The sequence below is a fragment of the Paraburkholderia fungorum genome (assembly GCF_900099835.1).
GTDB lineage: Bacteria > Pseudomonadota > Gammaproteobacteria > Burkholderiales > Burkholderiaceae > Paraburkholderia > Paraburkholderia fungorum_A.
In genome coordinates, this window is the sequence record NZ_FNKP01000002.1 from 903,596 (window position 1) to 925,761 (window position 22,166).

14 protein-coding genes, 2 tRNA genes, 3 rRNA genes and 3 pseudogenes are annotated in these 22,166 nt (G+C 59.2%); 16 read left to right on the top strand and 6 right to left on the bottom strand.

Annotated elements, in window-relative coordinates; all coding sequences use genetic code 11:
- Window positions 1-44: 44 nt before the first annotated feature.
- From BLS41_RS20095 to rrf, 8 genes and pseudogenes are all read left to right on the top strand, one after another.
- Window positions 45-797: a phosphonate utilization associated transcriptional regulator gene (locus BLS41_RS20095; protein WP_074768000.1), complete on the top strand. Its 753-nt coding sequence runs from the start codon at window positions 45-47 to the stop codon at window positions 795-797.
- Between the two features lie 205 nt (window positions 798-1,002).
- Window positions 1,003-2,415, top strand: a pseudogene (gene phnY, locus BLS41_RS20100) (phosphonoacetaldehyde dehydrogenase).
- Window positions 2,416-2,419: 4 nt separating this feature from the next.
- A pseudogene (locus BLS41_RS20105) lies at window positions 2,420-2,974 on the top strand (phosphonate degradation HD-domain oxygenase); the annotation flags it as partial.
- Window positions 2,975-3,518: 544 nt separating this feature from the next.
- Window positions 3,519-5,049 (top strand): 16S ribosomal RNA (locus tag BLS41_RS20110).
- A 64-nt stretch (window positions 5,050-5,113) separates the two neighbouring features.
- Window positions 5,114-5,190: transfer RNA gene (locus tag BLS41_RS20115), tRNA-Ile, on the top strand.
- 57 nt (window positions 5,191-5,247) lie between these two features.
- Window positions 5,248-5,323: transfer RNA gene (locus BLS41_RS20120), tRNA-Ala, on the top strand.
- Window positions 5,324-5,645: 322 nt separating this feature from the next.
- Window positions 5,646-8,525, top strand: a 23S ribosomal RNA gene (locus tag BLS41_RS20125).
- A 166-nt stretch (window positions 8,526-8,691) separates the two neighbouring features.
- Window positions 8,692-8,805 (top strand): 5S ribosomal RNA (rrf, locus tag BLS41_RS20130).
- Together the 16S, 23S and 5S rRNA genes with 2 tRNA genes alongside form the textbook arrangement of a ribosomal RNA operon.
- 220 nt (window positions 8,806-9,025) lie before the next feature.
- Here the strand turns inward: rrf and BLS41_RS20135 are convergent.
- Window positions 9,026-9,484: pseudogene (locus BLS41_RS20135) on the bottom strand (lipocalin family protein); the annotation flags it as partial.
- 156 nt (window positions 9,485-9,640) lie between these two features.
- On the bottom strand, window positions 9,641-10,654 hold the full coding sequence (locus BLS41_RS20140; RefSeq protein WP_074768002.1) for a LysR family transcriptional regulator: 1,014 nt from the start codon (window positions 10,652-10,654) through the stop codon (window positions 9,641-9,643).
- Between the two features lie 199 nt (window positions 10,655-10,853).
- On the opposite strand from BLS41_RS20140, the gene BLS41_RS20145 reads away from it, so the two are divergent.
- The 3 genes from BLS41_RS20145 (at window position 10,854) to BLS41_RS20155 (ending at window position 15,137) form a co-directional block, all read left to right on the top strand.
- Complete coding sequence (locus tag BLS41_RS20145) at window positions 10,854-13,040, top strand: FUSC family protein (RefSeq protein ID WP_074768004.1); 2,187 nt, start codon at window positions 10,854-10,856, stop codon at window positions 13,038-13,040.
- Between the two features lie 124 nt (window positions 13,041-13,164).
- Complete coding sequence (locus BLS41_RS20150; protein WP_074768006.1) at window positions 13,165-13,398, top strand: hypothetical protein; 234 nt, start codon at window positions 13,165-13,167, stop codon at window positions 13,396-13,398.
- A 197-nt stretch (window positions 13,399-13,595) separates the two neighbouring features.
- Window positions 13,596-15,137, top strand: a complete 1,542-nt coding sequence (locus BLS41_RS20155; RefSeq protein ID WP_074768008.1) for an acetyl-CoA hydrolase/transferase family protein — start codon at window positions 13,596-13,598, stop codon at window positions 15,135-15,137.
- Window positions 15,138-15,211: 74 nt separating this feature from the next.
- On the opposite strand, the gene BLS41_RS20160 is transcribed toward BLS41_RS20155, so the two are convergent.
- Both BLS41_RS20160 and BLS41_RS20165 read right to left on the bottom strand, forming a co-directional pair.
- Window positions 15,212-15,463: a GlsB/YeaQ/YmgE family stress response membrane protein gene (locus tag BLS41_RS20160; protein ID WP_074768010.1), complete on the bottom strand. Its 252-nt coding sequence runs from the start codon at window positions 15,461-15,463 to the stop codon at window positions 15,212-15,214.
- A gap of 174 nt (window positions 15,464-15,637) precedes the next feature.
- Window positions 15,638-16,345 (bottom strand): MgtC/SapB family protein, encoded by a 708-nt coding sequence (locus BLS41_RS20165; RefSeq protein WP_074768012.1) that lies wholly within the window; start codon window positions 16,343-16,345, stop codon window positions 15,638-15,640.
- A 155-nt stretch (window positions 16,346-16,500) separates the two neighbouring features.
- Between BLS41_RS20165 and BLS41_RS38505 the strand changes: the two genes are divergently transcribed.
- Together BLS41_RS38505 and BLS41_RS20170 are read left to right on the top strand one after the other, a co-directional pair.
- Window positions 16,501-16,686, top strand: coding sequence for a hypothetical protein (locus tag BLS41_RS38505; protein ID WP_143026323.1), 186 nt, complete (start codon window positions 16,501-16,503; stop codon window positions 16,684-16,686).
- A gap of 201 nt (window positions 16,687-16,887) precedes the next feature.
- The gene (locus tag BLS41_RS20170; protein WP_074768014.1) at window positions 16,888-17,412 is read left to right on the top strand and encodes a hypothetical protein; all 525 of its coding nucleotides are present in this window, start codon (window positions 16,888-16,890) and stop codon (window positions 17,410-17,412) included.
- 50 nt (window positions 17,413-17,462) lie between these two features.
- Here BLS41_RS20170 and BLS41_RS20175 read toward each other — a convergent pair whose 3' ends face one another.
- Entirely contained in the window at window positions 17,463-18,626 is a 1,164-nt protein-coding gene (locus BLS41_RS20175; protein WP_074768016.1) for a metallophosphoesterase, read from the bottom strand.
- Window positions 18,627-19,008: 382 nt separating this feature from the next.
- Between BLS41_RS20175 and BLS41_RS20180 the strand changes: the two genes are divergently transcribed.
- Window positions 19,009-19,353, top strand: coding sequence for a hypothetical protein (locus BLS41_RS20180; protein ID WP_074768018.1), 345 nt, complete (start codon window positions 19,009-19,011; stop codon window positions 19,351-19,353).
- A gap of 15 nt (window positions 19,354-19,368) precedes the next feature.
- On the opposite strand, the gene BLS41_RS20185 is transcribed toward BLS41_RS20180, so the two are convergent.
- A complete protein-coding gene (locus BLS41_RS20185) occupies window positions 19,369-19,953 on the bottom strand; it encodes a malonic semialdehyde reductase (protein ID WP_074771068.1) in 585 nt (194 codons plus the stop codon).
- A 137-nt stretch (window positions 19,954-20,090) separates the two neighbouring features.
- On the opposite strand from BLS41_RS20185, the gene BLS41_RS20190 reads away from it, so the two are divergent.
- Window positions 20,091-20,693 carry an alpha-ketoglutarate-dependent dioxygenase AlkB family protein gene (locus BLS41_RS20190; protein ID WP_074768020.1) on the top strand — a complete coding sequence of 201 codons (603 nt, stop codon included), beginning with the start codon at window positions 20,091-20,093 and terminating at the stop codon, window positions 20,691-20,693.
- Between the two features lie 275 nt (window positions 20,694-20,968).
- Window positions 20,969-21,955: an ABC transporter substrate-binding protein gene (locus BLS41_RS20195; protein WP_074768022.1), complete on the top strand. Its 987-nt coding sequence runs from the start codon at window positions 20,969-20,971 to the stop codon at window positions 21,953-21,955.
- The last annotated feature ends 211 nt before the right edge of the window (window positions 21,956-22,166 follow it).

Sequence of the window (22,166 nt, forward strand, 5' to 3'; positions counted from 1 at the left end):
CGGGCCGCACACAAACATCCGTCGATGTGGCGAAATTTGTCAAAATGACCGAAAATATGCAATCTGCCGGGGTTGATCCCATCGACGTGGTGCGCCGGCATTCGCTGACAACGCTGGTCCGGGACGAAATCGAGCGGCATATCGTCGAAGGCATGCTCGCGCCGGGCGACAAGCTCAACGAAGCCGATTGGGCGGCGCGGCTGCAGGTGTCGCGCGGGCCGGTGCGCGAGGCGTTTCGCGCGCTGGAACAGGCCGGACTCGTGCGCACCGAGAAGAACCGTGGGGTGTTCGTGCGCACGGTGACGCTCGCGGAAGCCGCTGAGATTTACACGGTGCGCGCGGTGCTCGAACAGGCGGCGTGCCGGATGCTGGCAGCGAATATCGACGCTCGCAAGCTCGCGGTGCTGCGCGATTGGGTCGACGCGATGCGCGCCGCGGTCGATGTACAGGATCACGACGCGTACGCCCGCGCGAACGTCGCGTTTCACGACGCGCTGGTGGCGTCGGCGGGCAATCTGAAGCTGTACGAGACGTATCGACGGCTGGTGAGCGAATTGAGCCTGTTCCGCCGCGCCGCGCTGGCCGTGCAGGCGGACGCGCTGGAGCGCTCGCTGACCGAGCATCGCGCGATTCTGACGGCGCTGGCTTCACGCGACGCCGACCATGCCGCCGCGCTGATGCACGCACATGTGCACGGCGGCTTGCAGCGCGCTCACGCGGCGTGCGAACCGGCGGGGGCGCTCGAAGCGGTGCGGATGCCGGCTTCATCGGCTTCATCCGTTTCGCCGGACGGTTGAGAGCGCATCAACTGATTGACTACGGCACGCGTGTCCCCGCGCGCATGGAAGGTAACGATGGCGGATTCCAGCGAACGTACGATCGAAGTCAATGGCCGCAGCTACCGGCTGCCGTCGCAATCGACCGTTGTGGTGTGCGTCGACGGCTGCGAATTCGACTATCGACGCGGCGGTATCGGCGGGCGTCGCGCTGTTCATCGGCGCGATGCTCAAAGGCGGCTCCGCATTCCGGGGCGACTGCGTGATTCTGTCGTTCACCAACCCGAACAATCTGTCGATCGTGTGTGGCGTGCCGCCGTCGGTGCATGGCATCTGCGGCAATTACTTCTGGGACCCGGCCGCGTTCGATTACGCAGCCACTTATCCAGCCACGCTCACGTGCTATGAGCGTTCGCAGATTCTCGAATGCGCGGCCGGTCCGCTGCGTGACCGCGCTGAAGAGGCGTCCGATCTGATCTCACGCGAATCGGGCTTGTCGAAGCAGGACTCGCGCTATGAGATGGGGCGCGTGGCCGACGTGTTCAGGTTCGCGTCGATGGAAGCGTTGCGTGACGACGGCCAGTCTCTTGCGATCTCACGCCGCAAGGCAGGAAGCGGCGCGTGTTTTCGCGGCGTGAGCTGCTGGCGGGTTTGATCGTCGCGATGACGTCGTTCAACCATCCGATGAACCAGGTTGCGCCGGCGATCGCGACGAATAATCGCGTGGTGCTGACGCCGTTGGAGAAGGTGCTGTTGTCGGCGCTTCATCTGGCCGATGTGCTGTATGAGGCCGGCTTGCCTGCGCCGATGTTGCAGATGCTGACCGGCGCTCCGCGTGAAATCGAGGAAGAGCTGACCACGCATCCGCTGGCGGAGCGGGTGACTTTTACAGGCGGGGTGATAACCGGCAAGTCGATTGCGGCGCGCGCGGGCTTTTCGTCGCGTCGTGCTGGAACTCGGCGGCAACGATCCGCTGATTGTGCCCGACGACGCCGATCTCGAACGTGCCGCGACGCTCGCCGTGCAGGGTTCTTATAAGTGCTCCGGGCAGCGTTGCAGGGCGGTCAAGCGGATGCTGGTGCAAAAGCGGGTCGCTGACGAGTTCGCCGATCTGGTGGTTGAAAAGACGCGTGCGTGGCCGTTCGGCGATCCGTTCGATACGTGCAATCAGATGGGCACGGTAATCGACATCGCCGCCGCACAGCTTTTCGAAGCGCGCGTGAACGAGGCGATGGCGAATGGCGCGCACCTGTGGATCGGTAATCGACGCAACGGCGCACTGTATTCGCCGACCGTGCTCGACGGCGTCGATCCGTCGATGACGCTGGTGCGCGAGGGAACGTTCGGCCACGTGTCGCCGATCATCGCGCTCGATTTGCTCGACGACGCGATCCGCATCAGCAACGGGACGCCGTTCGGGTTGTCGTCGGGCGTGTGTACGAACCGGCAGGACGCGATCACGCGCTTTATCAACGAATTGCGCGTGGGGACGGTCAACGTGTGGGAAGTGCCGGGTTACCGGATCGAGCTGACGCCGTTCGGCGGCAACAAGGATTCGGGGCTTGGCTAGAAGGAAGGCGTTCAGGAAGCGATGAAGCGCTTCGCCAACCTGAAGACCTTTTCATTACCGTGGGAGTGAGAGAGTGGCATTGAGTCTGAACGATATCCGTTCGCTGTTCGAGCGGTACGGCGCGCTCGCGTATAGCGGCGAGCCGGTCACGCAGCTTGAGCACGCGTTGCAGAGCGGCGCACTGGCCGAAGAGGCGGGCTCCGCCGACGAGCTGGTCGCTGCTGCGTTCCTGCATGACCTTGGGCATTTGCTGAATCTGCAAGGGGAAACGCCGACCGAGCGGGGAATCGACGACTTGCATCAGTACTTCGCGCTGCCGTTCTTGCGACCGGTGTTGCCGGATGCGGTGCTGGAGCCGATCCGGCTGCACGTCGACGCCAAGCGCTGCCTGTGCGCAATCGACGCCACGTATTTTGGCCAGCTTTCCGCCGACTCGGTGCGCAGTCTGGAATTGCAGGGCGGCATCTTTAGTGACGAAGAGGCTGAGTCGTTTCTGCAGAAGCCCTACGCGAAAGACGCGCTGCGTCTGCGTAAATGGGACGACCAGGCGAAAGTTCAGAATCAACCGACGCCGGATCTGAATCACTATTTAGGACTGGTTGAGCGGGTGATGAGAAAACATGCGGCTGTATGGGCTGGCGATGGTTCTGATCGCACTGGGCCTGCTTCGAAGGCGGCCGTTTCTCCGTCAAATCTGACGAATCCACGCACATCAAAATAACGCTTGCAAGTGCCTGCGCGGCTCGCTAGAATCTCGCTCTTTCGTGCTTCGGATACCGGAGCACGGGGAAGCGGGAAAGCCAGCAGTGGCAAGGCTTCCAGCGAAGTAGGCAGGTTTGGTAAGTGATAAAAACCTGTTGACGGTGCTGCGAAAGTTCTTCATAATCTCGTTTCTCTGCTGCAGACGCAGCGACGCAGAACGAAGCGGTGCCGGGTGGTTGAAGTGGGCGCGGTTTTGTGAGCGGATCGATCTTTAAAAATTAACAGCCGATAAGTGTGGGCGCTTGATACGCGATGCGAGTGGATCCTTCGGGGTCTGCTGCAAAGCAAAAGCATCAAGTCTCACACAGTAATGAAAGGAAGGTTTTTCTGTCCTCGGACAGATGAATCATTCGTCAGTACGTTGAGTGAGCGACCGGTTCTTAACGGAACCGAAAAACAGTAACAGGTTTGAACTGAAGAGTTTGATCCTGGCTCAGATTGAACGCTGGCGGCATGCCTTACACATGCAAGTCGAACGGCAGCACGGGGGCAACCCTGGTGGCGAGTGGCGAACGGGTGAGTAATACATCGGAACGTGTCCTGTAGTGGGGGATAGCCCGGCGAAAGCCGGATTAATACCGCATACGCTCTACGGAGGAAAGGGGGGGATCTTAGGACCTCTCGCTACAGGGGCGGCCGATGGCAGATTAGCTAGTTGGTGGGGTAAAGGCCTACCAAGGCGACGATCTGTAGCTGGTCTGAGAGGACGACCAGCCACACTGGGACTGAGACACGGCCCAGACTCCTACGGGAGGCAGCAGTGGGGAATTTTGGACAATGGGCGCAAGCCTGATCCAGCAATGCCGCGTGTGTGAAGAAGGCCTTCGGGTTGTAAAGCACTTTTGTCCGGAAAGAAAACTTCCTGGTTAATACCCGGGGAGGATGACGGTACCGGAAGAATAAGCACCGGCTAACTACGTGCCAGCAGCCGCGGTAATACGTAGGGTGCAAGCGTTAATCGGAATTACTGGGCGTAAAGCGTGCGCAGGCGGTTCGCTAAGACAGATGTGAAATCCCCGGGCTTAACCTGGGAACTGCATTTGTGACTGGCGGGCTAGAGTATGGCAGAGGGGGGTAGAATTCCACGTGTAGCAGTGAAATGCGTAGAGATGTGGAGGAATACCGATGGCGAAGGCAGCCCCCTGGGCCAATACTGACGCTCATGCACGAAAGCGTGGGGAGCAAACAGGATTAGATACCCTGGTAGTCCACGCCCTAAACGATGTCAACTAGTTGTCGGGTCTTCATTGACTTGGTAACGTAGCTAACGCGTGAAGTTGACCGCCTGGGGAGTACGGTCGCAAGATTAAAACTCAAAGGAATTGACGGGGACCCGCACAAGCGGTGGATGATGTGGATTAATTCGATGCAACGCGAAAAACCTTACCTACCCTTGACATGTATGGAATCCTGCTGAGAGGTGGGAGTGCCCGAAAGGGAGCCATAACACAGGTGCTGCATGGCTGTCGTCAGCTCGTGTCGTGAGATGTTGGGTTAAGTCCCGCAACGAGCGCAACCCTTGTCCCTAGTTGCTACGCAAGAGCACTCTAGGGAGACTGCCGGTGACAAACCGGAGGAAGGTGGGGATGACGTCAAGTCCTCATGGCCCTTATGGGTAGGGCTTCACACGTCATACAATGGTCGGAACAGAGGGTCGCCAACCCGCGAGGGGGAGCCAATCCCAGAAAACCGATCGTAGTCCGGATCGCACTCTGCAACTCGAGTGCGTGAAGCTGGAATCGCTAGTAATCGCGGATCAGCATGCCGCGGTGAATACGTTCCCGGGTCTTGTACACACCGCCCGTCACACCATGGGAGTGGGTTTCACCAGAAGTAGGTAGCCTAACCGCAAGGAGGGCGCTTACCACGGTGGGATTCATGACTGGGGTGAAGTCGTAACAAGGTAGCCGTATCGGAAGGTGCGGCTGGATCACCTCCTTTCTCGAGCTAACGCATCAAGTGTTGAGCGCTCACGCTTATCGGCTGTAAATCAAGACAGACTCAGGGGTCTGTAGCTCAGTCGGTTAGAGCACCGTCTTGATAAGGCGGGGGTCGATGGTTCGAATCCATCCAGACCCACCACTGTTTCTGCGGTGGCTGCACTAATCGATAAAAAACCTCTGTGATATCTGTATGACTGGGGGATTAGCTCAGCTGGGAGAGCACCTGCTTTGCAAGCAGGGGGTCGTCGGTTCGATCCCGTCATCCTCCACCAATCTTCAATGCCTAGTGTTCTGTGAATGCGCAGAACGTTATGCATTGGCGATTGAGCCAGTCAGTAGGGATACGCGGTTATAGCAATCGCGATATCGGCTGTCGTTCTTTAACAATCAGGAAGAAGTAGTAAAGAGATTCACGAAAGCATACTTAGAGATGGGTGTGTGAGTAGGTGGATCAGGGTTGTGATTGTATCAATGTATGAAAAGGTGATCGAAAGATTGCCTTGGAATACGGCGCAACACGAATACTCAACCTGTAGCGAGTGTGAGAAAACGCGGTCTTCCCAGTGAAGACGGCGGGAGACACACCCGTTATAGGGTCAAGCGAACAAGTGCATGTGGTGGATGCCTTGGCGATCACAGGCGATGAAGGACGCGGTAGCCTGCGAAAAGCGGGGGGGAGCTGGCAAACGAGCTTTGATCCCCCGATATCCGAATGGGGAAACCCACTCCTAATGGAGTATCCATAGCTGAATACATAGGCTATGAGAAGCGAACGCGGTGAACTGAAACATCTAAGTAACCGCAGGAAAAGAAATCAACCGAGATTCCCAGAGTAGTGGCGAGCGAAATGGGACCAGCCTGTACTCTTTATCTTCATTGTTAGTCGAAGGCTCTGGAAAGTGCCGCCATAGCAGGTGATAGCCCTGTAGACGAAAGCAGCGAGGAAGAACTAGGTGTACGACAAGTAGGGCGGGACACGTGAAATCCTGTCTGAAGATGGGGGGACCATCCTCCAAGGCTAAATACTCGTGATCGACCGATAGTGAACCAGTACCGTGAGGGAAAGGCGAAAAGAACCCCGGGAGGGGAGTGAAATAGATCCTGAAACCGCATGCATACAAACAGTAGGAGCCTCGCAAGGGGTGACTGCGTACCTTTTGTATAATGGGTCAGCGACTTACATTCAGTGGCAAGCTTAACCGATTAGGGCAGGCGTAGCGAAAGCGAGTCCGAACAGGGCGATTCAGTCGCTGGGTGTAGACCCGAAACCAGGTGATCTATCCATGGCCAGGATGAAGGTGCGGTAACACGTACTGGAGGTCCGAACCCACTAACGTTGAAAAGTTAGGGGATGAGCTGTGGATAGGGGTGAAAGGCTAAACAAACCTGGAAATAGCTGGTTCTCTCCGAAAACTATTTAGGTAGTGCCTCGTGTATCACCTTCGGGGGTAGAGCACTGTCATGGTTGTGGGGTCCATTGCGGATTACTACGCCATAGCAAACTCCGAATACCGAAGAGTGCAATCACGGGAGACAGACATCGGGTGCTAACGTCCGGTGTCAAGAGGGAAACAACCCAGACCGCCAGCTAAGGTCCCCAAATATTGCTAAGTGGGAAACGAAGTGGGAAGGCTAAAACAGTCAGGAGGTTGGCTTAGAAGCAGCCATCCTTTAAAGAAAGCGTAATAGCTCACTGATCGAGTCGTCCTGCGCGGAAGATGTAACGGGGCTAAGCAATATACCGAAGCTGCGGATGCACATTTATGTGCATGGTAGGAGAGCGTTCCGTAAGCCTGCGAAGGTGCATTGAAAAGTGTGCTGGAGGTATCGGAAGTGCGAATGCTGACATGAGTAGCGATAAAGGGGGTGAAAAGCCCCCTCGCCGTAAGCCCAAGGTTTCCTACGCAACGTTCATCGGCGTAGGGTGAGTCGGCCCCTAAGGCGAGGCAGAAATGCGTAGCTGATGGGAAGCAGGTTAATATTCCTGCACCATTGTTAAATGCGATGGGGGGACGGATCGCGGAAGGTTGTCCGGGTGTTGGAAGTCCCGGTCCTTGCATTGGAGAAGGCGCTTAGGCAAATCCGGGCGCGGAATTCAAGGGTGTGAGGCCATTCACTTAGGTGAAGAAGCAATCGGAAGTGGTTCCAAGAAAAGCCTCTAAGCTTCAGTTTAACAAGACCGTACCGCAAACCGACACAGGTGGGCGAGATGAGTATTCTAAGGCGCTTGAGAGAACTCGGGAGAAGGAACTCGGCAAATTGGTACCGTAACTTCGGGATAAGGTACGCCCCTGTAGCTTGATGCCCCTGCGGGCAAAGGGTGAAGGGGTTGCAATAAACTGGTGGCTGCGACTGTTTAATAAAAACACAGCACTCTGCAAACACGAAAGTGGACGTATAGGGTGTGACGCCTGCCCGGTGCCGGAAGATTAAATGATGGGGTGCAAGCTCTTGATTGAAGTCCCGGTAAACGGCGGCCGTAACTATAACGGTCCTAAGGTAGCGAAATTCCTTGTCGGGTAAGTTCCGACCTGCACGAATGGCGTAACGATGGCCACACTGTCTCCTCCCGAGACTCAGCGAAGTTGAAGTGTTTGTGATGATGCAATCTCCCCGCGGCTAGACGGAAAGACCCCATGAACCTTTACTGTAGCTTTGCATTGGACTTTGAACCGATCTGTGTAGGATAGGTGGGAGGCTATGAAGCGTGGACGCCAGTCTGCGTGGAGCCAACCTTGAAATACCACCCTGGTTTGTTTGAGGTTCTAACCTTGACCCGTTATCCGGGTCGGGGACAGTGCATGGTAGGCAGTTTGACTGGGGCGGTCTCCTCCCAAAGTGTAACGGAGGAGTACGAAGGTACGCTAGGTACGGTCGGAAATCGTGCTGATAGTGCAATGGCATAAGCGTGCTTAACTGCGAGACCGACAAGTCGAGCAGGTGCGAAAGCAGGTCATAGTGATCCGGTGGTTCTGTATGGAAGGGCCATCGCTCAACGGATAAAAGGTACTCTGGGGATAACAGGCTGATACCGCCCAAGAGTTCATATCGACGGCGGTGTTTGGCACCTCGATGTCGGCTCATCTCATCCTGGGGCTGTAGCCGGTCCCAAGGGTATGGCTGTTCGCCATTTAAAGAGGTACGTGAGCTGGGTTTAAAACGTCGTGAGACAGTTTGGTCCCTATCTGCCGTGGGCGCTGGATATTTGAAGGGGGCTGCTCCTAGTACGAGAGGACCGGAGTGGACGAACCTCTGGTGTACCGGTTGTCACGCCAGTGGCATCGCCGGGTAGCTATGTTCGGAAGAGATAACCGCTGAAAGCATCTAAGCGGGAAACTCGCCTTAAGATGAGATATCCCCGGGGCTTTAAGCCCCTTGAAGGGTCGTTCAAGACCAGGACGTTGATAGGTCAGGTGTGGAAGCGCAGTAATGCGTTAAGCTAACTGATACTAATTGCCCGTAAGGCTTGATCCTATAACAGGTGTGTCTTGCTCCCGCAAAGGGACACGAGACGCACGGTTGAGATCAGTGTTGTGCCAGAAACAGCACAACCCCAAAAGCTTCTCTGGTGAGCATCACCAGAAACTACTTCTTCCAGATTGGTTGTATTGCTCCACGAGCAGTGCGACAACAAGTCATGCCTGATGACCATAGCGAGTCGGTACCACCCCTTCCCATCCCGAACAGGACCGTGAAACGACTCCACGCCGATGATAGTGCGGATTGCCCGTGTGAAAGTAGGTAATCGTCAGGCTCCCCAGCAGCATCAGAAACCCCACCCCGCAAAGGTGGGGTTTCTGCGTTTACCAGCACCGATTCAGCATCCTGAACGCATCGGGGGGCGCATCCCGCAGGCTGCAGAGGAATCCCGGCCATGGCAGGGGAACGATAGCGGTGAGCATCAAGCCGGGACACCCAGGTACCCCAGCTTACCGCCGTCGCGAATGACGCCTGATCGCTGCAGCGAAGTCCCCTCAGTGCCTCCCCAGCCGCAACGCATCCGCATAGCCGGTCAGTTCCAGATAGCCACGACCCCCCTGCGCGTCATCACGATTCAGGCGCACCGCGCCTTCCCAGTACACCGCGCCGGTCGACTGGCGCGAATCCAGTTCCTGATCGTCCATCAGCGGCGTGAGATGCCACGCCAGCGAGCCCGTCCTGAGCGTCATCGAAACCGGGTAGGACGTGTTCGTGCGCGGTGAGCGCCACGTACGAACCGGCATGAACCCGACCTGATCGGCCGCGAAGGTCGTGACCTGACCGTCGCGATTGCGAAGCACTGCATGCGCCCACATCGCGTGTCCATCGTGGGCGCGGATCCTGAAGGCCATCAGCGCCGAGCCGTCGGCGAGATTCGCCCCGAGCCAGTCCCAGCCCTGCGCGCGGGCGTCGAGCAAGGTACTCGACCACTCGTGATCCAGCCACGCCGTCCCTTAACAGTACGCGCCTCGATCATGAGCGCGAATCCTGAGCACCGCATCAACGCCGGGCAGCCAATGAGACTGGCACTTAGCCCCAATCTCATCCTCAACACCTACAAAAATCCCACCAGAGCAGCGCTTCCATACGCATATCCAGGCGTCCGCCGCTCAACTCTGAGTTACTCCCGGTGCGTCGCCATCCGCAGCGTTACCGGCACTATCAACTACAACAACTGCCTCCTCAGAATCCTCGCGGCCAACCTCAGCAAGCAACGCCTCGTCGCGTGCGATGACTTTTGGCAGATGGGTACGCAAGAACTCCACCCACGTGCGTGTTTTTGCGTCGATGAACTTACGCGACGGGTACAGCGCATAAACGTTCATCTTCTGCAGCGTATAGTCCGGCAACACGCGCACTAATGTGCCGTCGCGCAACCCGGAAATCGCCGCATACAACGGCACCATGCCAATCCCCATTCCCTCGCGAATCGCCACAATCAACGACTCCGCGATGTTCACATGCACGGGCCCATTCACCTCCATCATTTCGCTGCCATTCGGGCCGTCGAGCACCCACTCGTGCGGGGGAAACGCCGGCGTGTGCAGAATCAGGCACTCGTGATGCGCCAGATCGCCCGGTTTCTGCGGCGCGCCGTGTGTACGCACATAAGCCGGCGACGCGCACAAAATGCTGAACGTCGTCCCCAGCGGGAGCGACACGAGATCCGAATTAGGCAGAGTGGAAGCCCCGATCACCGCGACATCCGCGCTACCTTCGAAAAGATCTGGCATGCGCTGCGACAGCGTCAGTTCGACCGTCACCTCCGGATACAACGCGCGATAACGCGAAACGGCAGGCAACACGTAATGCTGGCCGATGCTGGCAAAACTGTGCATCCGCAGCGCGCCACTCGGACGCTCGTGCGCGCAACTCGCTTCTTCCTCGGCCGTGTCGACATCGGCAAGTATCTGCTGCGATCGCTTCAGATAACGCTCGCCCGCCGTGGTTAGCGCAAGCCGTCGCGTGGACCGGTTCAGCAGACGGGTGCGCAAGTGCGCTTCGAGTTCGGAGACTGCGCGGGACATGGCGCCCGTCGTCGAATTGAGCGACTGCGCGGCGGCGGTAAAACTGCCGGCTTCAACCACGCGCACGAACACCCGCATATTTTGTAACGTATCCATCGATCCTTCTATTTCACGGCAGAAGCCGTATTGTCCGCCTCTCGCGAAGGCGCATTGTTGTCCGTTCTGGAAGGGACGTTCCCTGATCGCCCCCTTAATGCACGCATTGCATGCTCCTACAATCGGCGCCTTGCCTGCCGGTGCGCGCAGTCGTCGCCGGCGCTTTTTCCAGCGACCAAGCGGGGCGCACTGCTTTCAGATGAAACGCCAACATGCGATCAGATTCACGGTGGATTCCATCCGCCCGTGGCGTGTCATGTGGCAATCGTTCAGCGAGAAGTCGCTCAGCCCCGCGCTTCGTGACTGGGCGAACACCGACGGCCTGATCTGGCTGCATCTGCTGAAAACCGTGACGGCGGGTCTGCTGGCGCTGGGTATTGCGATGCTGCTCGATCTGCCGCAACCGCGTATCGCGATGACCACGGTGTTCGTGCTGATGCAGCCGTTCAGCGGAATGGTACTCGCGAAGAGCTTCTACCGGATTCTCGGCACGGCGGTCGGCACCGTCGCAGCGCTGGTGCTCGGCGGGCTGTTCGTCCAGCAGCCCGAGTTGTACATGCTCGGCATGATCGCGTGGGTGAGCGCCTGCGTTGCAGCGGCGGTGCGGTATCGGCATTTCAGGTGGTACGGCTTCGTGCTGGCGGGATACACCGCCGCGTTAATCGGGATTCCGAACGTTACCGCGCCTCACGCATTGTTCCTTGCCGCGCTCACGCGAGCTGCGGAAGTGGCGGTCGGCATCGTCTGCTCGAGTGCGGTCAGTGCGTTGATCGTGCCGCAGCGTTCCAGCCTCGCGTTGCGTCGCGCGCTCCAGATCCGCTTCACAAATTTTACTGCGTTCGCCGCCGATGTGCTCCATGGCGGGATCGAGCGTGGTCAGTTCGAACGGCGCTTTGCGGGCCTCGTCGACGAGATCGTCGGGTTCGAAGCGACGCGCACGTTCGCCGCTTTCGAGGACCCGGCGATGCGTTCGCGCAGTCAGCATCTCGGTCGTCTGAATGGCGAATTCATGGATGCGTGTGCGCGTTTGCACGCGTTGCATCAATTGCTGAAGCGCTTGCGAGCGACCGGTTCGCAACCGGTGGCAACCGCGATCAAACCGTACTTCCACGAACTCGCGGCGCTTCTGGCGCCGCAACCGGATCAGATTGTCCCCGACCCGTCGCAAATTGCGGCGCGTCTGCGAAGCTTTCAGGCGACGTTACCGCGCCGTGTACGTGAGACGAAACGACCTTTGGAAGCGGCGTCACCCGAGTCGCTGGCCGACTTCGATACGGCGGCAGAAATGCTTTACCGTTTCGTCGACGAATGGATCCGCTATTCGCAGACGTACGCGGCGTCGTTAGCGCAACGTAAGCCGGCCAGCCAGCCGCGCAGCACGAGCCGCTATGTGAGCCGCACGAATGGTTTTGTCGTTGCGTTCACCTTCGTGCGCTGCGCCGTCGTGATGGCGATTGCCGGTGCTTTCTGGATCGCAACCGACTGGCCGAGCGGCGGTCTTGCCGTGATCGGCGCAGCGCTTGCGTGCGCGTTGACGTCGACGGCGCCGAACCCATCGAAAATGGCCGTTCAGATGGGCGTGGGCGCGGTGTTTGCGACCATGACCGGCTATCTTTTCACCTGCTACGTCTATCCCAACATCGACGGCTTTCCGCTACTGTGCGCGATGCTGGCGCCCGTGCTCGCGCTGGGCGCGTTCGTCGCGACGCGCAAGGGCACAGCGGGTTACGGCATCGGATTTTCGGTGTTCTTCTGTCTGCTTGCGGGGCCGGATAACGTCGTCAGCTATGCGCCGGATCTGCTGATCAACAACGGCATCGCGCTCACTGTATCGATGCTGTTGTCGGCACTCGTCTCTTCAACAGTTTTCCCCGCCGACATGCCGTGGCTCACGAGAAAAATCATGAGCGATCTGCGCGCGCAGGTTGTATCCGCGTGCAAGGACGAATTGCCGGGACTCAACCAGCGCTTCCAGTCGAGCACGCATGATCTGACATCGCAGTTACGCATGCTTTTGACGCGGCATTCGCGGCGGCGGCGAGAAGCGATGCGCTGGATGCTCGCCACGCTCGAAGTAGGTCACGCCGTGATAGACCTGCGCAATGAAACGACGAGCGCCGCGTACGCGCACGAACTGCATCCGCGCTGGAGCAGCAGCATCGAACGAACGCGCGCCGATCTTGCGCAACTGTTCGAGCGTCCCGACACGCGGGCACGGGAAAGCGCGCTTGTTGCGGTGCGTTCATCCACGTGGATCGCTCAGGACCTATTGCAAACCGTCCACGAGGATCGCGAAAAACGCCACGATTTACAGCGCATTCTGAGTTGTCTGCACTTTATCCGCGCTGCGTTGCTCGACAAGGATGCACCGTTTAATGCACGTTGAAAGCACGGTTCGATCTTTCCGCCAGATAGAAAGATCACTTCCGGGCAGCCCCGTTTATCTGCGTAGGTGGCAGTCATATAGTTTCATCACTGCCTCGCAGTAACCGTCAGTCCTGGAGAACGAAATGAAAGTGTTGAAGATTGCCCTGATTGCCTGCTCTTTGTCTGCTGCTGTTGCTCACGCACAGTCTGCGCCGGTCGCTCAGGAAGAACAGGTCGCGCAAGCAGGTGTTCCGCGCGCCAATAGCGTCAATAGCGTCAATCGTCTGAATGCACGCAGCCGTGTCGACGTGCCGAAGTCCAAAGCTGAAGAGTGCGTCGGTCCTGTGAGCTTCTGCAATATCTACTTCGGAAGCTGATTCGACCACCGTGCAGCATCACGGTTTGATAACTGAAGTATGAGTAAAAACTGTCGCAAGCAGGTTGCGCGCGACGAAGTCACTGGCCGCGCCGTCCCTCGGGATGCCGTGGCCAGTACGCGATCTGGCTAGCGGCGAAGCACACCGCAGACGTGCGCACCGCCAGATCGACTGGTGATTATGGAGAGACTCGTTTCATGTACGAAGACCGGATTCGTTGTGCCGCGTTGCGCGGCAAGATCACATCGGCCGCCGAGGCCGCGCTTCTGATTCAGGACGGCATGCGCGTGGGCGCGAGCGGTTTCACTAGGGCGGGCGATGCGAAAGCCGTCCCCGTTGCGCTTGCCGAACGCGCACGCGCGGAAGGCAAGCCGCTGCGTATCACGCTAATGACCGGTGCGTCGCTCGGTCATGACGTCGACCGCATGCTCACCGAGGCTAACGTGCTCGCGCGCCGCTTGCCGTTTCAGGTGGACAAGACCTTGCGCGACGCGATCAATCGCGGCGAGGTGATGTTCGTCGACCAGCATTTGTCGGAGACGGTCGAAATGCTGCGCGCCAATCAGCTCGGCAAACTCGATGTAGCGATTATCGAAGCCGCCGCGATCACCGAGACCGGCGGCATTGTGCCGACCACGTCGGTCGGCAATTCGGCCAGCTTCGCGATCCTTGCCGATAAGGTGATCGTCGAAATCAATCTGGCGCAGCCGCTTGCGCTCGAAGGGCTGCACGACATCTGGATTCCCGGCCGCCGACCTTATCGGGAACCGCTGCCGATCGTGCGGACGCGTGACCGCGTCGGCGTGCCGGCCATCGAGATTCCGCTCGAAAAAATCGCGGCCATCGTCATTACGAATCTTGCCGATAGCTCGTCGACGGTATTGCCGCCCGACACGGATACCGAGTTGATCGCCGGTCATCTGATCGAATTTTTCCAGCATGAGGTGTCGCAAGGACGTATGCCGTCGCGCCTGCCGCCGTTGCAGGCAGGCATCGGCACGATTGCCAATGCGGTGCTCGCGGGCTTTGTCGATTCGCCGTTCGACGACTTCGAAATTTACTCAGAGGTCCTGCAGGACTCGACCTTCGACCTGATGGACGCCGGCAAGGTGACGTTCGCGTCGGGGGCGTCGATCACGCTGTCGGCCGCGCGCCAGGCGCAGGTGTTCGGCGAGATCGAACGTTACCGCGACCGGCTCGTGCTGCGTCCGCAAGAGGTCAGCAACCATCCCGAAGTGATCCGCCGTCTCGGTCTGATCGCGTTGAATACTGCGCTCGAACTCGACATCTACGGCAACGTGAATTCGACGCACGTGGGCGGCACGCACATGATGAACGGCATTGGTGGTTCGGGCGATTTCGCGCGCAATGCGTCGTGCGCGATTTTTGCCACGAAGTCGATGGCGAAGGACGGCCGCATTTCGAGCGTCGTGCCGATGGTGCCGCATTGCGATCACAACGAACACGACGTAGACGTAGTCGTGACAGAGCAAGGTCTCGCGGACCTGCGCGGCCTCGCACCGCGTGAACGCGCTACGCTGATTATCGAGAATTGCGCGCATCCGCTGTATCGCGATCTGCTTCGCGATTACTATCGGGACGCGTTGAAGTGGGGCGGACAGACACCGCATCAACTGGATCAGGCTTTTGCGTGGCACACGCGCTTGCGTGATACCGGCTCGATGTTGCCGGCGACAGAGGCGGGGTTGGCTGCGGGGCTGGAAGCGGTGCGGCTATAAGCGGTGCGGCTATAAGCAGAAAAGAAGCGTCAGGCGGAGTTTGCCCCTGACGCTTTGCGCATGAATGACGACGCTCAGCCCCGTCGGATGAGCCGGATAATAAACAGCAGAATGACCGCGCCGATCACCGCGGTGATGATCGAGCCGATCCAGCCGCCGCCCAGCGAAATGTGCAGTACACCGGCAAGCCAGCCGCCGATGAACGCGCCGACAATCCCAACGATGATGTCGACGATCAGGCCGAAGCCACCGCCCTTGACGAGCACGCCGGCGAGCCAGCCCGCAATCGCGCCGATGATGAGCCATGCAATGATGCCGTGTTCCATATTCGAGACTCCCTGGTTGTGTGTGAAGAAATCACGCTGACAGAGCTTAGTCGATGGTTATGGGGCAGTCCATTTTAAGGACGCTGAATTAACACTGTCTGACTCTATTGCAAGCTAAGTGTAGACGATGCGCGCCGTTCCGGGGAACTCGCGCACGGCGTCCTGCCAAGGCTCTTATTCGGGCGTCGGCTCGGCTTCTCTCGCTGTCCAGCTGACGCTGGATACGCTCTTTTCCATGCTCAGACGGCTTGCCATCTGTTCGAGCTTCGACTGGTCTTTCGGATGCAGCTTGAGCGTCGCCGTCACGCGAATACGGCCGGAATCGTTGTCGACGTCTTCGCTCGTCAGGCTCTGGAACGACAGCGGCGCCGAGTACATCGAGTTGGAAATGGCAGTGCGAATATGGATCTCGTCCGGTTCCTTGCAGACGATCGTCAGTACATATTCACGCACGAGATCGGCGTTCGACACCGACGTCGCGTTGATCGTGCGGCTCACTTCGCGCAGCACGGTATTGGTCAGCAGCACGACCGCGGTGCCGGCGAGCGCCGGTCCGTAGTGCCCCGCACCGCATAGCACGCCGACCGCGGCCGAGCACCACAAGGTGGCGGCCGTATTGATCCCCTGAATGGAACCTTTGTCGCGCATGATCACGCCGCCGCCGAGAAAGCCGACGCCGGACACGACATACGCCGCGATCTGCGTGATGCCGGAGGTGCCGTTGCCGGTTAGCACGCCGAGCGTGACGAACAGGCATGCGCCGCTTGCGACCAGGGTGATCGTGCGAAGCCCGGCATTGCGCTGCCGCATCTGCCGCTCAAGGCCGATTGCGACGCCGCAGGCGAAGGCGGCCGCGAGCCGCCAGACGAATTCGAGTGTCATCGTTAAGAAAGGTTGAGGCGCGTGTTCGCGCAGTGTGAACCCGACGCGTGACAGCCGCGCGTCTCGCTAGCGAGGCGGGCGGTTCAGGCGTGACGCATTACACGAGCGAAAGCTCGCGGCGCTGACGGGTATCGGGCGTCGCACGGGATCGAACCATGCTGCGACTTGCCATCAACGGCTTGATGTCAAACTGGGATGTGAACGACGTGCACCATCGAGCCAAAGGGCAAGACGGCGACAGAGGAAACTGGCGCGGAAATCTTGCCGATCAGACGATCGGGCGAATCGAAGCTCGACGAGTACAACTGCTACTGTCCAAGATCGTAATTCCGGTTGAATAAAGTGGGCGAATTTTAGGCAGCTCTGCAAAGTTAAGTCAAGCCGGGATTAGGCGATCTGTCGTTACTGTCGTGAATTGCGCTTGGAAATTTCGTCGGCGGGATCAGAGTTATCCCCGCTTAGATACGGACTCCGAATATTGACGGGTTTCATCCCGGAAAACACACTGTTTGAGTATGTCGTCCAGCTCAATTGAGGAATGTATGAAAGTGAAAGCTTCCGGCATCGTCGCCGCTGTGTTGCTGGCAGTATCGGCGGCCGCGCCACTCGTATCGAACGCTACAGATTTGCCCGCCGCGTTCGAAGGCACCAGCACGTTGCAGGCCGACGGTGTCGTCAAGTCGATAAACCCGGCTCAACGCTCGCTAACCGTGCTCGATGCGCAGGGCCGCGAGGCCTCGTTCAATATCACTGATGCACGCGAGCTCGCGCAGATCAGCCAGGGTGGCAAGGTCCATCTCCGTATGGTGCGCAACGCGGTGGTACGTGTCACGCACGCCGCGAATAGTCAGAGCCCGGCTGCCCAGTCGGATACGCTCGAAAACGTGACCGCCGAAGTTCAGGCGGTCGATCACGCGACGGGTGTGATGGCGCTGAAGCGCGCGAATGGCGCGGTGTTCCATATCCAGGGGCGCGAGCCGGCAAAGCTTGCCAGGGTTACGCCGGGGATGCAGGTGTCGGTAGTGTTCGCGCCACAAGCGAGCGTGGCGGTGGCGCCCGCGCTGTGATGGGCCGCGTTGGCTAACGGAGCTAACGCGTTTGCAGGCGCCGAATCAGGCTAGTCGGGTTCGCCGGGCACGAGTCGCACGCGGGTGATTTCTGACGGTGCGCCCAGCCGTTTCGGCGGGCCCCAGTAGCCAGTGCCTCGACTCGTATAAACCCACAGTCCATTCAGTCGCGCGAGACCGGCAGTGAACGGCTGCTGGAATCGCACAAAGAAATTCCACGGGAAGAACTGACCGCCGTGAGTGTGCCCGGACAGCTGCAGCGTGAAACCCGCTGCGGCAGCGGCTTCGGCGGAGCGCGGCTGGTGCGCGAGCAGCACTTTGATCAGCACGTCGCCTGGTGCGCCTGCAATCGCCGCAGCGGGGTCACTGCGATGCGACGGGTCGTGGTGTCCTGCGGAATAGTCCGTTACGCCGGCAATGACGGCGCGCGCGCCATTGTGATTCACGACTACGTGCTCGTTAAGCAGAACGTTCAGACCAAGGCGGCGGAATTCGTCGATCCACGCGTTCGCGCCCGCATAGTACTCGTGGTTGCCGGTAACCAGAAATGCACCGTGACGAGCACTGAGGCGTGACAGCGGTTGCGTGTGCCGGGTCAGTTGCGGCACGCTGCCGTCCACCACGTCACCGGTCACTGCAATCAGGTCAGGTTTGAGCCGGTTCACTGCATCGACGATCGCGTCGACATACCGGTGTTTGATCGTCGGCCCAACATGAATGTCGCTGATCTGCACTATCGTGAAGCCGTCGAGTTCGGGCGGCAAATCGTCGATCGGTACATCGATTGTTACCACTTTCGCGCGACGGCGTGCGTTGAACAGGCCGACCAGCGTCGAGAGCAACGCGAGCACTGGCACCACCGCCGCTGAGCCGGTGCGCCAATGATGGATTGCAATGGAATTGGGCCAGATTGCCTCGACGGTAAGCAGCGAGGCCAGCATCAGGTCGCGCGCGAATGTCAGCACCAGCAGCGACGAGAAAAAGCCCATCGCGAGCAGGCCGACCCAGGCGAGCCGGTCGCCGAGCGGCTGCCGCTTGATACTGCGCGCCAGCATGCCCAAGGGAATCAGAAAGATCGACAGCACGAGCCATAACGCCATCAGCCAGCGGCCCGTTGTGTCGACCGGCGTATCCGGGATCAGACGTAAGCCGACGTAGATATGCAGCAGGATGCCAATCAGGATGATGCGGACAAGAAACGATGAGCGGCGCATAGAAAGGATCAGGGCGGGAAGGGGCCGGCATGAAGCGCGGGCACGGCGATGTCAACCGCGGCAGCGCAGCAGCTATGCCGTAGCGAAGGAGCCGATCCATTCTACCGGCATGTTTAAGCGCTTGCCGGAGCCGTCAGATTCAGCGCTCACGCGTTGGATTTTCGAAACTTGATGCGAGCGCAAAGCTCATGCACCGCAGCAATCCAGATGCGCGTGCTCGAGCTGTTGAAGCCTGTCCGCCATCCAATTAAATGGGCTTTGAATTGTGTTCGAGTGTGGACTATTCTCAAAGTGAACCGGCTGGATTTATCGATTACCGCAAGGGCCGCGGGCATGCTGTAGAGGCCGGTTCTGTCGCCGTGAGAGGGCGAGGAGGCGCATCATGAAACTGCTGAGAACAAGCCACCCATTACGTCACGCGCATCATGCGCACCATGCGCATCACGTCGGACACGAGGGTAGCCATGTCATGCTGCCACTCGTGGTGATCTCGGTAATGGCGATCGCCTTGTACATGGGGGTGCGCAATATCGACTTTTCCGAGCTGGGTCGGAGCGCGCTATTCGATGTAACGATGCTGTGTGTCGCGCTGGGCATCGCGGGACTATTCGGCGTCGTCGGAGCTTGGGTGCGCTCCAGCGGCGACGCCACGGATGAAGGCGAGGGCTTCTGCTTCGTCGGAGCGTTGATCGGTGCCGTCGTCTTCTACGTGGCGGTTTTCAGTTGAACGCAGCGGGGTGCGTCACGCGATACGCGCGGCTTCGTCGAACGAGAAACGCGGGCTGCGCGCGAACAGCTTTGCCGGATCGCCATAGCCGAGATTGATCAGGAAGTTCGACTTCACGGTCGTGCCGGCAAAGAACGCTTCGTCCACCTTGACCGCGTCGAAGCCGGACATCGGGCCGGCATCCAGACCCAGCGCACGGGCGGCGAGAATCAGATAGCCGCCTTGCAGCGTCGAGTTGCGAAACGCGGTATCGGCGATTGCCTTGTCATTGCCCGCAAACCAGCTGCGCGCGTCCGCGTGCGGAAACAGTCTCGGCAGATGCTCGTAAAACGCCATGTCCATTGCGACGATCGCCGTCACGGGCGCAGCCATCGTTTTGTCGAGATTGCCGGGCGACAGCGCGGGTCGCAGCTTTTCCTTCGCTTCCGGCGATTTCACGAACACGAAGCGAGCCGGGCTCGAATTGGCCGAAGTCGGGCCCAGCAGGGTGAGTTCGACAAGTTGCCTGAGCAGCGCATCATCGACGGTTTTCGGCTGCCAGTCGTTATGTGTGCGCGCTTCGCGAAAGAGCTGGTCGAGTGCCTGGTCTGAGAGAGTCATGAGAGGGCTTTTGATGTTGAGAATGAAGAGAGAGTGCGCCGAATGACAGCGCAAGGCATGCTGTGCCGTTGCCGCCATAATAGCCGGGGTTTTCACCCCGTAAGCGCTGTTCGCGCGATCGAATCCGGCATCTGATCATGGATCTTTTCAACGACCTGCCGACGCCCGACGTCGACTGGTATCCCGACTGGCTCGAGCCCGCCACTGCAACGCGTCTCCTGACGCAACTCGTCGAAGAGGTCGCGTGGCGACAGGACACGATGGGCACGCCCGCCGGCCGCGTTCCGCTGCCCCGGCTGACCGCCTGGCAGGGCGAATCCGGCGCGGTCTATGTTTATTCGGGCATTCGCAACGTGCCGCAACCGTGGACGCCGGCCGTGGCCGAACTCAAAGCCGCCGCCGAGGAGTCAAGCCGCGCGCGCTTTAACAGTGTGCTGATCAACCGCTATCGCAGCGGCAATGACAGCATGGGCTGGCATGCGGACAAAGAACCCGAACTCGGTACTCATCCCGTAATCGCGTCGGTCAGTCTCGGCACGCCGCGTACCTTCGATTTGCGGCACAACAAATCCGGTGTCGTGCAGTCTTTCTCGCTGAAGGACGGCAGCCTGCTGGTGATGAAGGGCAACACGCAGGCGGAGTGGCGGCATCGGGTTCCGAAAGAGCCGCGCGTGGCCGGCGAGCGCATCAACCTGACGTTTCGATGGGTCACGCCGCGAGCCGTCATCGCCCGGTCGTAATCGATCGAAATATGCGCAGCAGGTAAGCACATAAAAAGCCCGGCCAGCCGGTTGCACGGCCTGCACAGCGTCAATTGCCCAAACCACGCGTAGGCTCAAGGCCACCCCGACTTCGATCCCGCCCGCTATACCAAAATTGATATCGCGGATGCGAATCATATGATTGGACGGGTAACGCCCCGCACACTACGCTACAGCACGATCCATGCACCTTGAGGGCCGCAAGGGCTGGGCAGGGCTGGGTCGCCTACACAACAAAGATCAGGAGACAAGTCATGGCGAATAAACGACGTGCCGCATGTCGTGCGTTGGGCGCACTCGCACTTTCCGCGGGCATCGGCGCGCTGACGCTGGCCACGCCGGGCGCATACGCGCAAGACAAGCAGATCACCCTCGGTTTTGCGCAGGTCGGCGCGGAAAGCGCATGGCGAACCGCGAATACCGAGTCGGTCAAATCCGCTGCCGCGGACGCGAAAATCAAGCTCAAATTCTCCGACGCCCAGCAGAAGCAGGAAAACCAGATCAAGGCGATCCGCTCGTACATCGCACAAAAAGTGGATGTGATCGCGTTCTCGCCGGTGGTCGAATCGGGCTGGGAGCCGGTACTGCGCGAGGCGAAGGCTGCGAATATTCCCGTGATCCTGACCGACCGTAACATCGACGTGAAAGACACGTCGCTGTACGTGACAATGATCGGCTCGGACTTCATGGAGGAAGGCCGCCGCGGTGGTCATTGGCTCGCAGATCACTATAAAAACGATCAAGGTCCCGTTAACATCGCCGAACTTCAGGGAACTGTCGGTTCCGCGCCCGCGAATGACCGCCACTCCGGTCTGATCGAAGTGATCAAGAGCGATCCCAAATTCAAGATCATTGCGTCGCAAAGCGGTGACTTCACGCTGGCCGGCGGCAAGCAGGTCATGGAAGCGTTTATAAAAACTTACGGAAATAAAATAAATGTAGTTTATGCGCATAACGACGACATGGCGCTCGGCGCAATCCAGGCCATGGAAGAGGCTGGCATGCATCCGGGCAAGGACATCACTGTCGTTTCGTTCGATGCCACCAAGGGCGGGTTCCAGGCCATGGCCGCAGGCAAGATGAACGTCGACGTGGAATGCAGCCCGCTGCTCGGACCGCAACTGATGTCGGCGGTCAAGGATGTCGTCGCCGGCAAGCAACTGCCGAAGCGCATTCTCACGGAAGAGACGGTGTTCCCGATGAGCGTCGCCGCGCAGACATTGCCGACGCGCAAATACTGAAGCGGACACTGCCACGAAGCAGTCAGGCGAAAGTACCAGGCTTTCCTGATGATTTGCCCTCAGGCGGCGCAACAGGAAGCGCTGGTACGGACATAGCGAAAAAAGGTTTCTCCAGTGGTGCCTGACCGCCCAGCTGCTTCGGCAGCGGGCGGTCTCTTTTCAAGGCGCGCGCAGAGCCGCTTAAGTCAGCTTAAGGGCCACGTACTGTCGC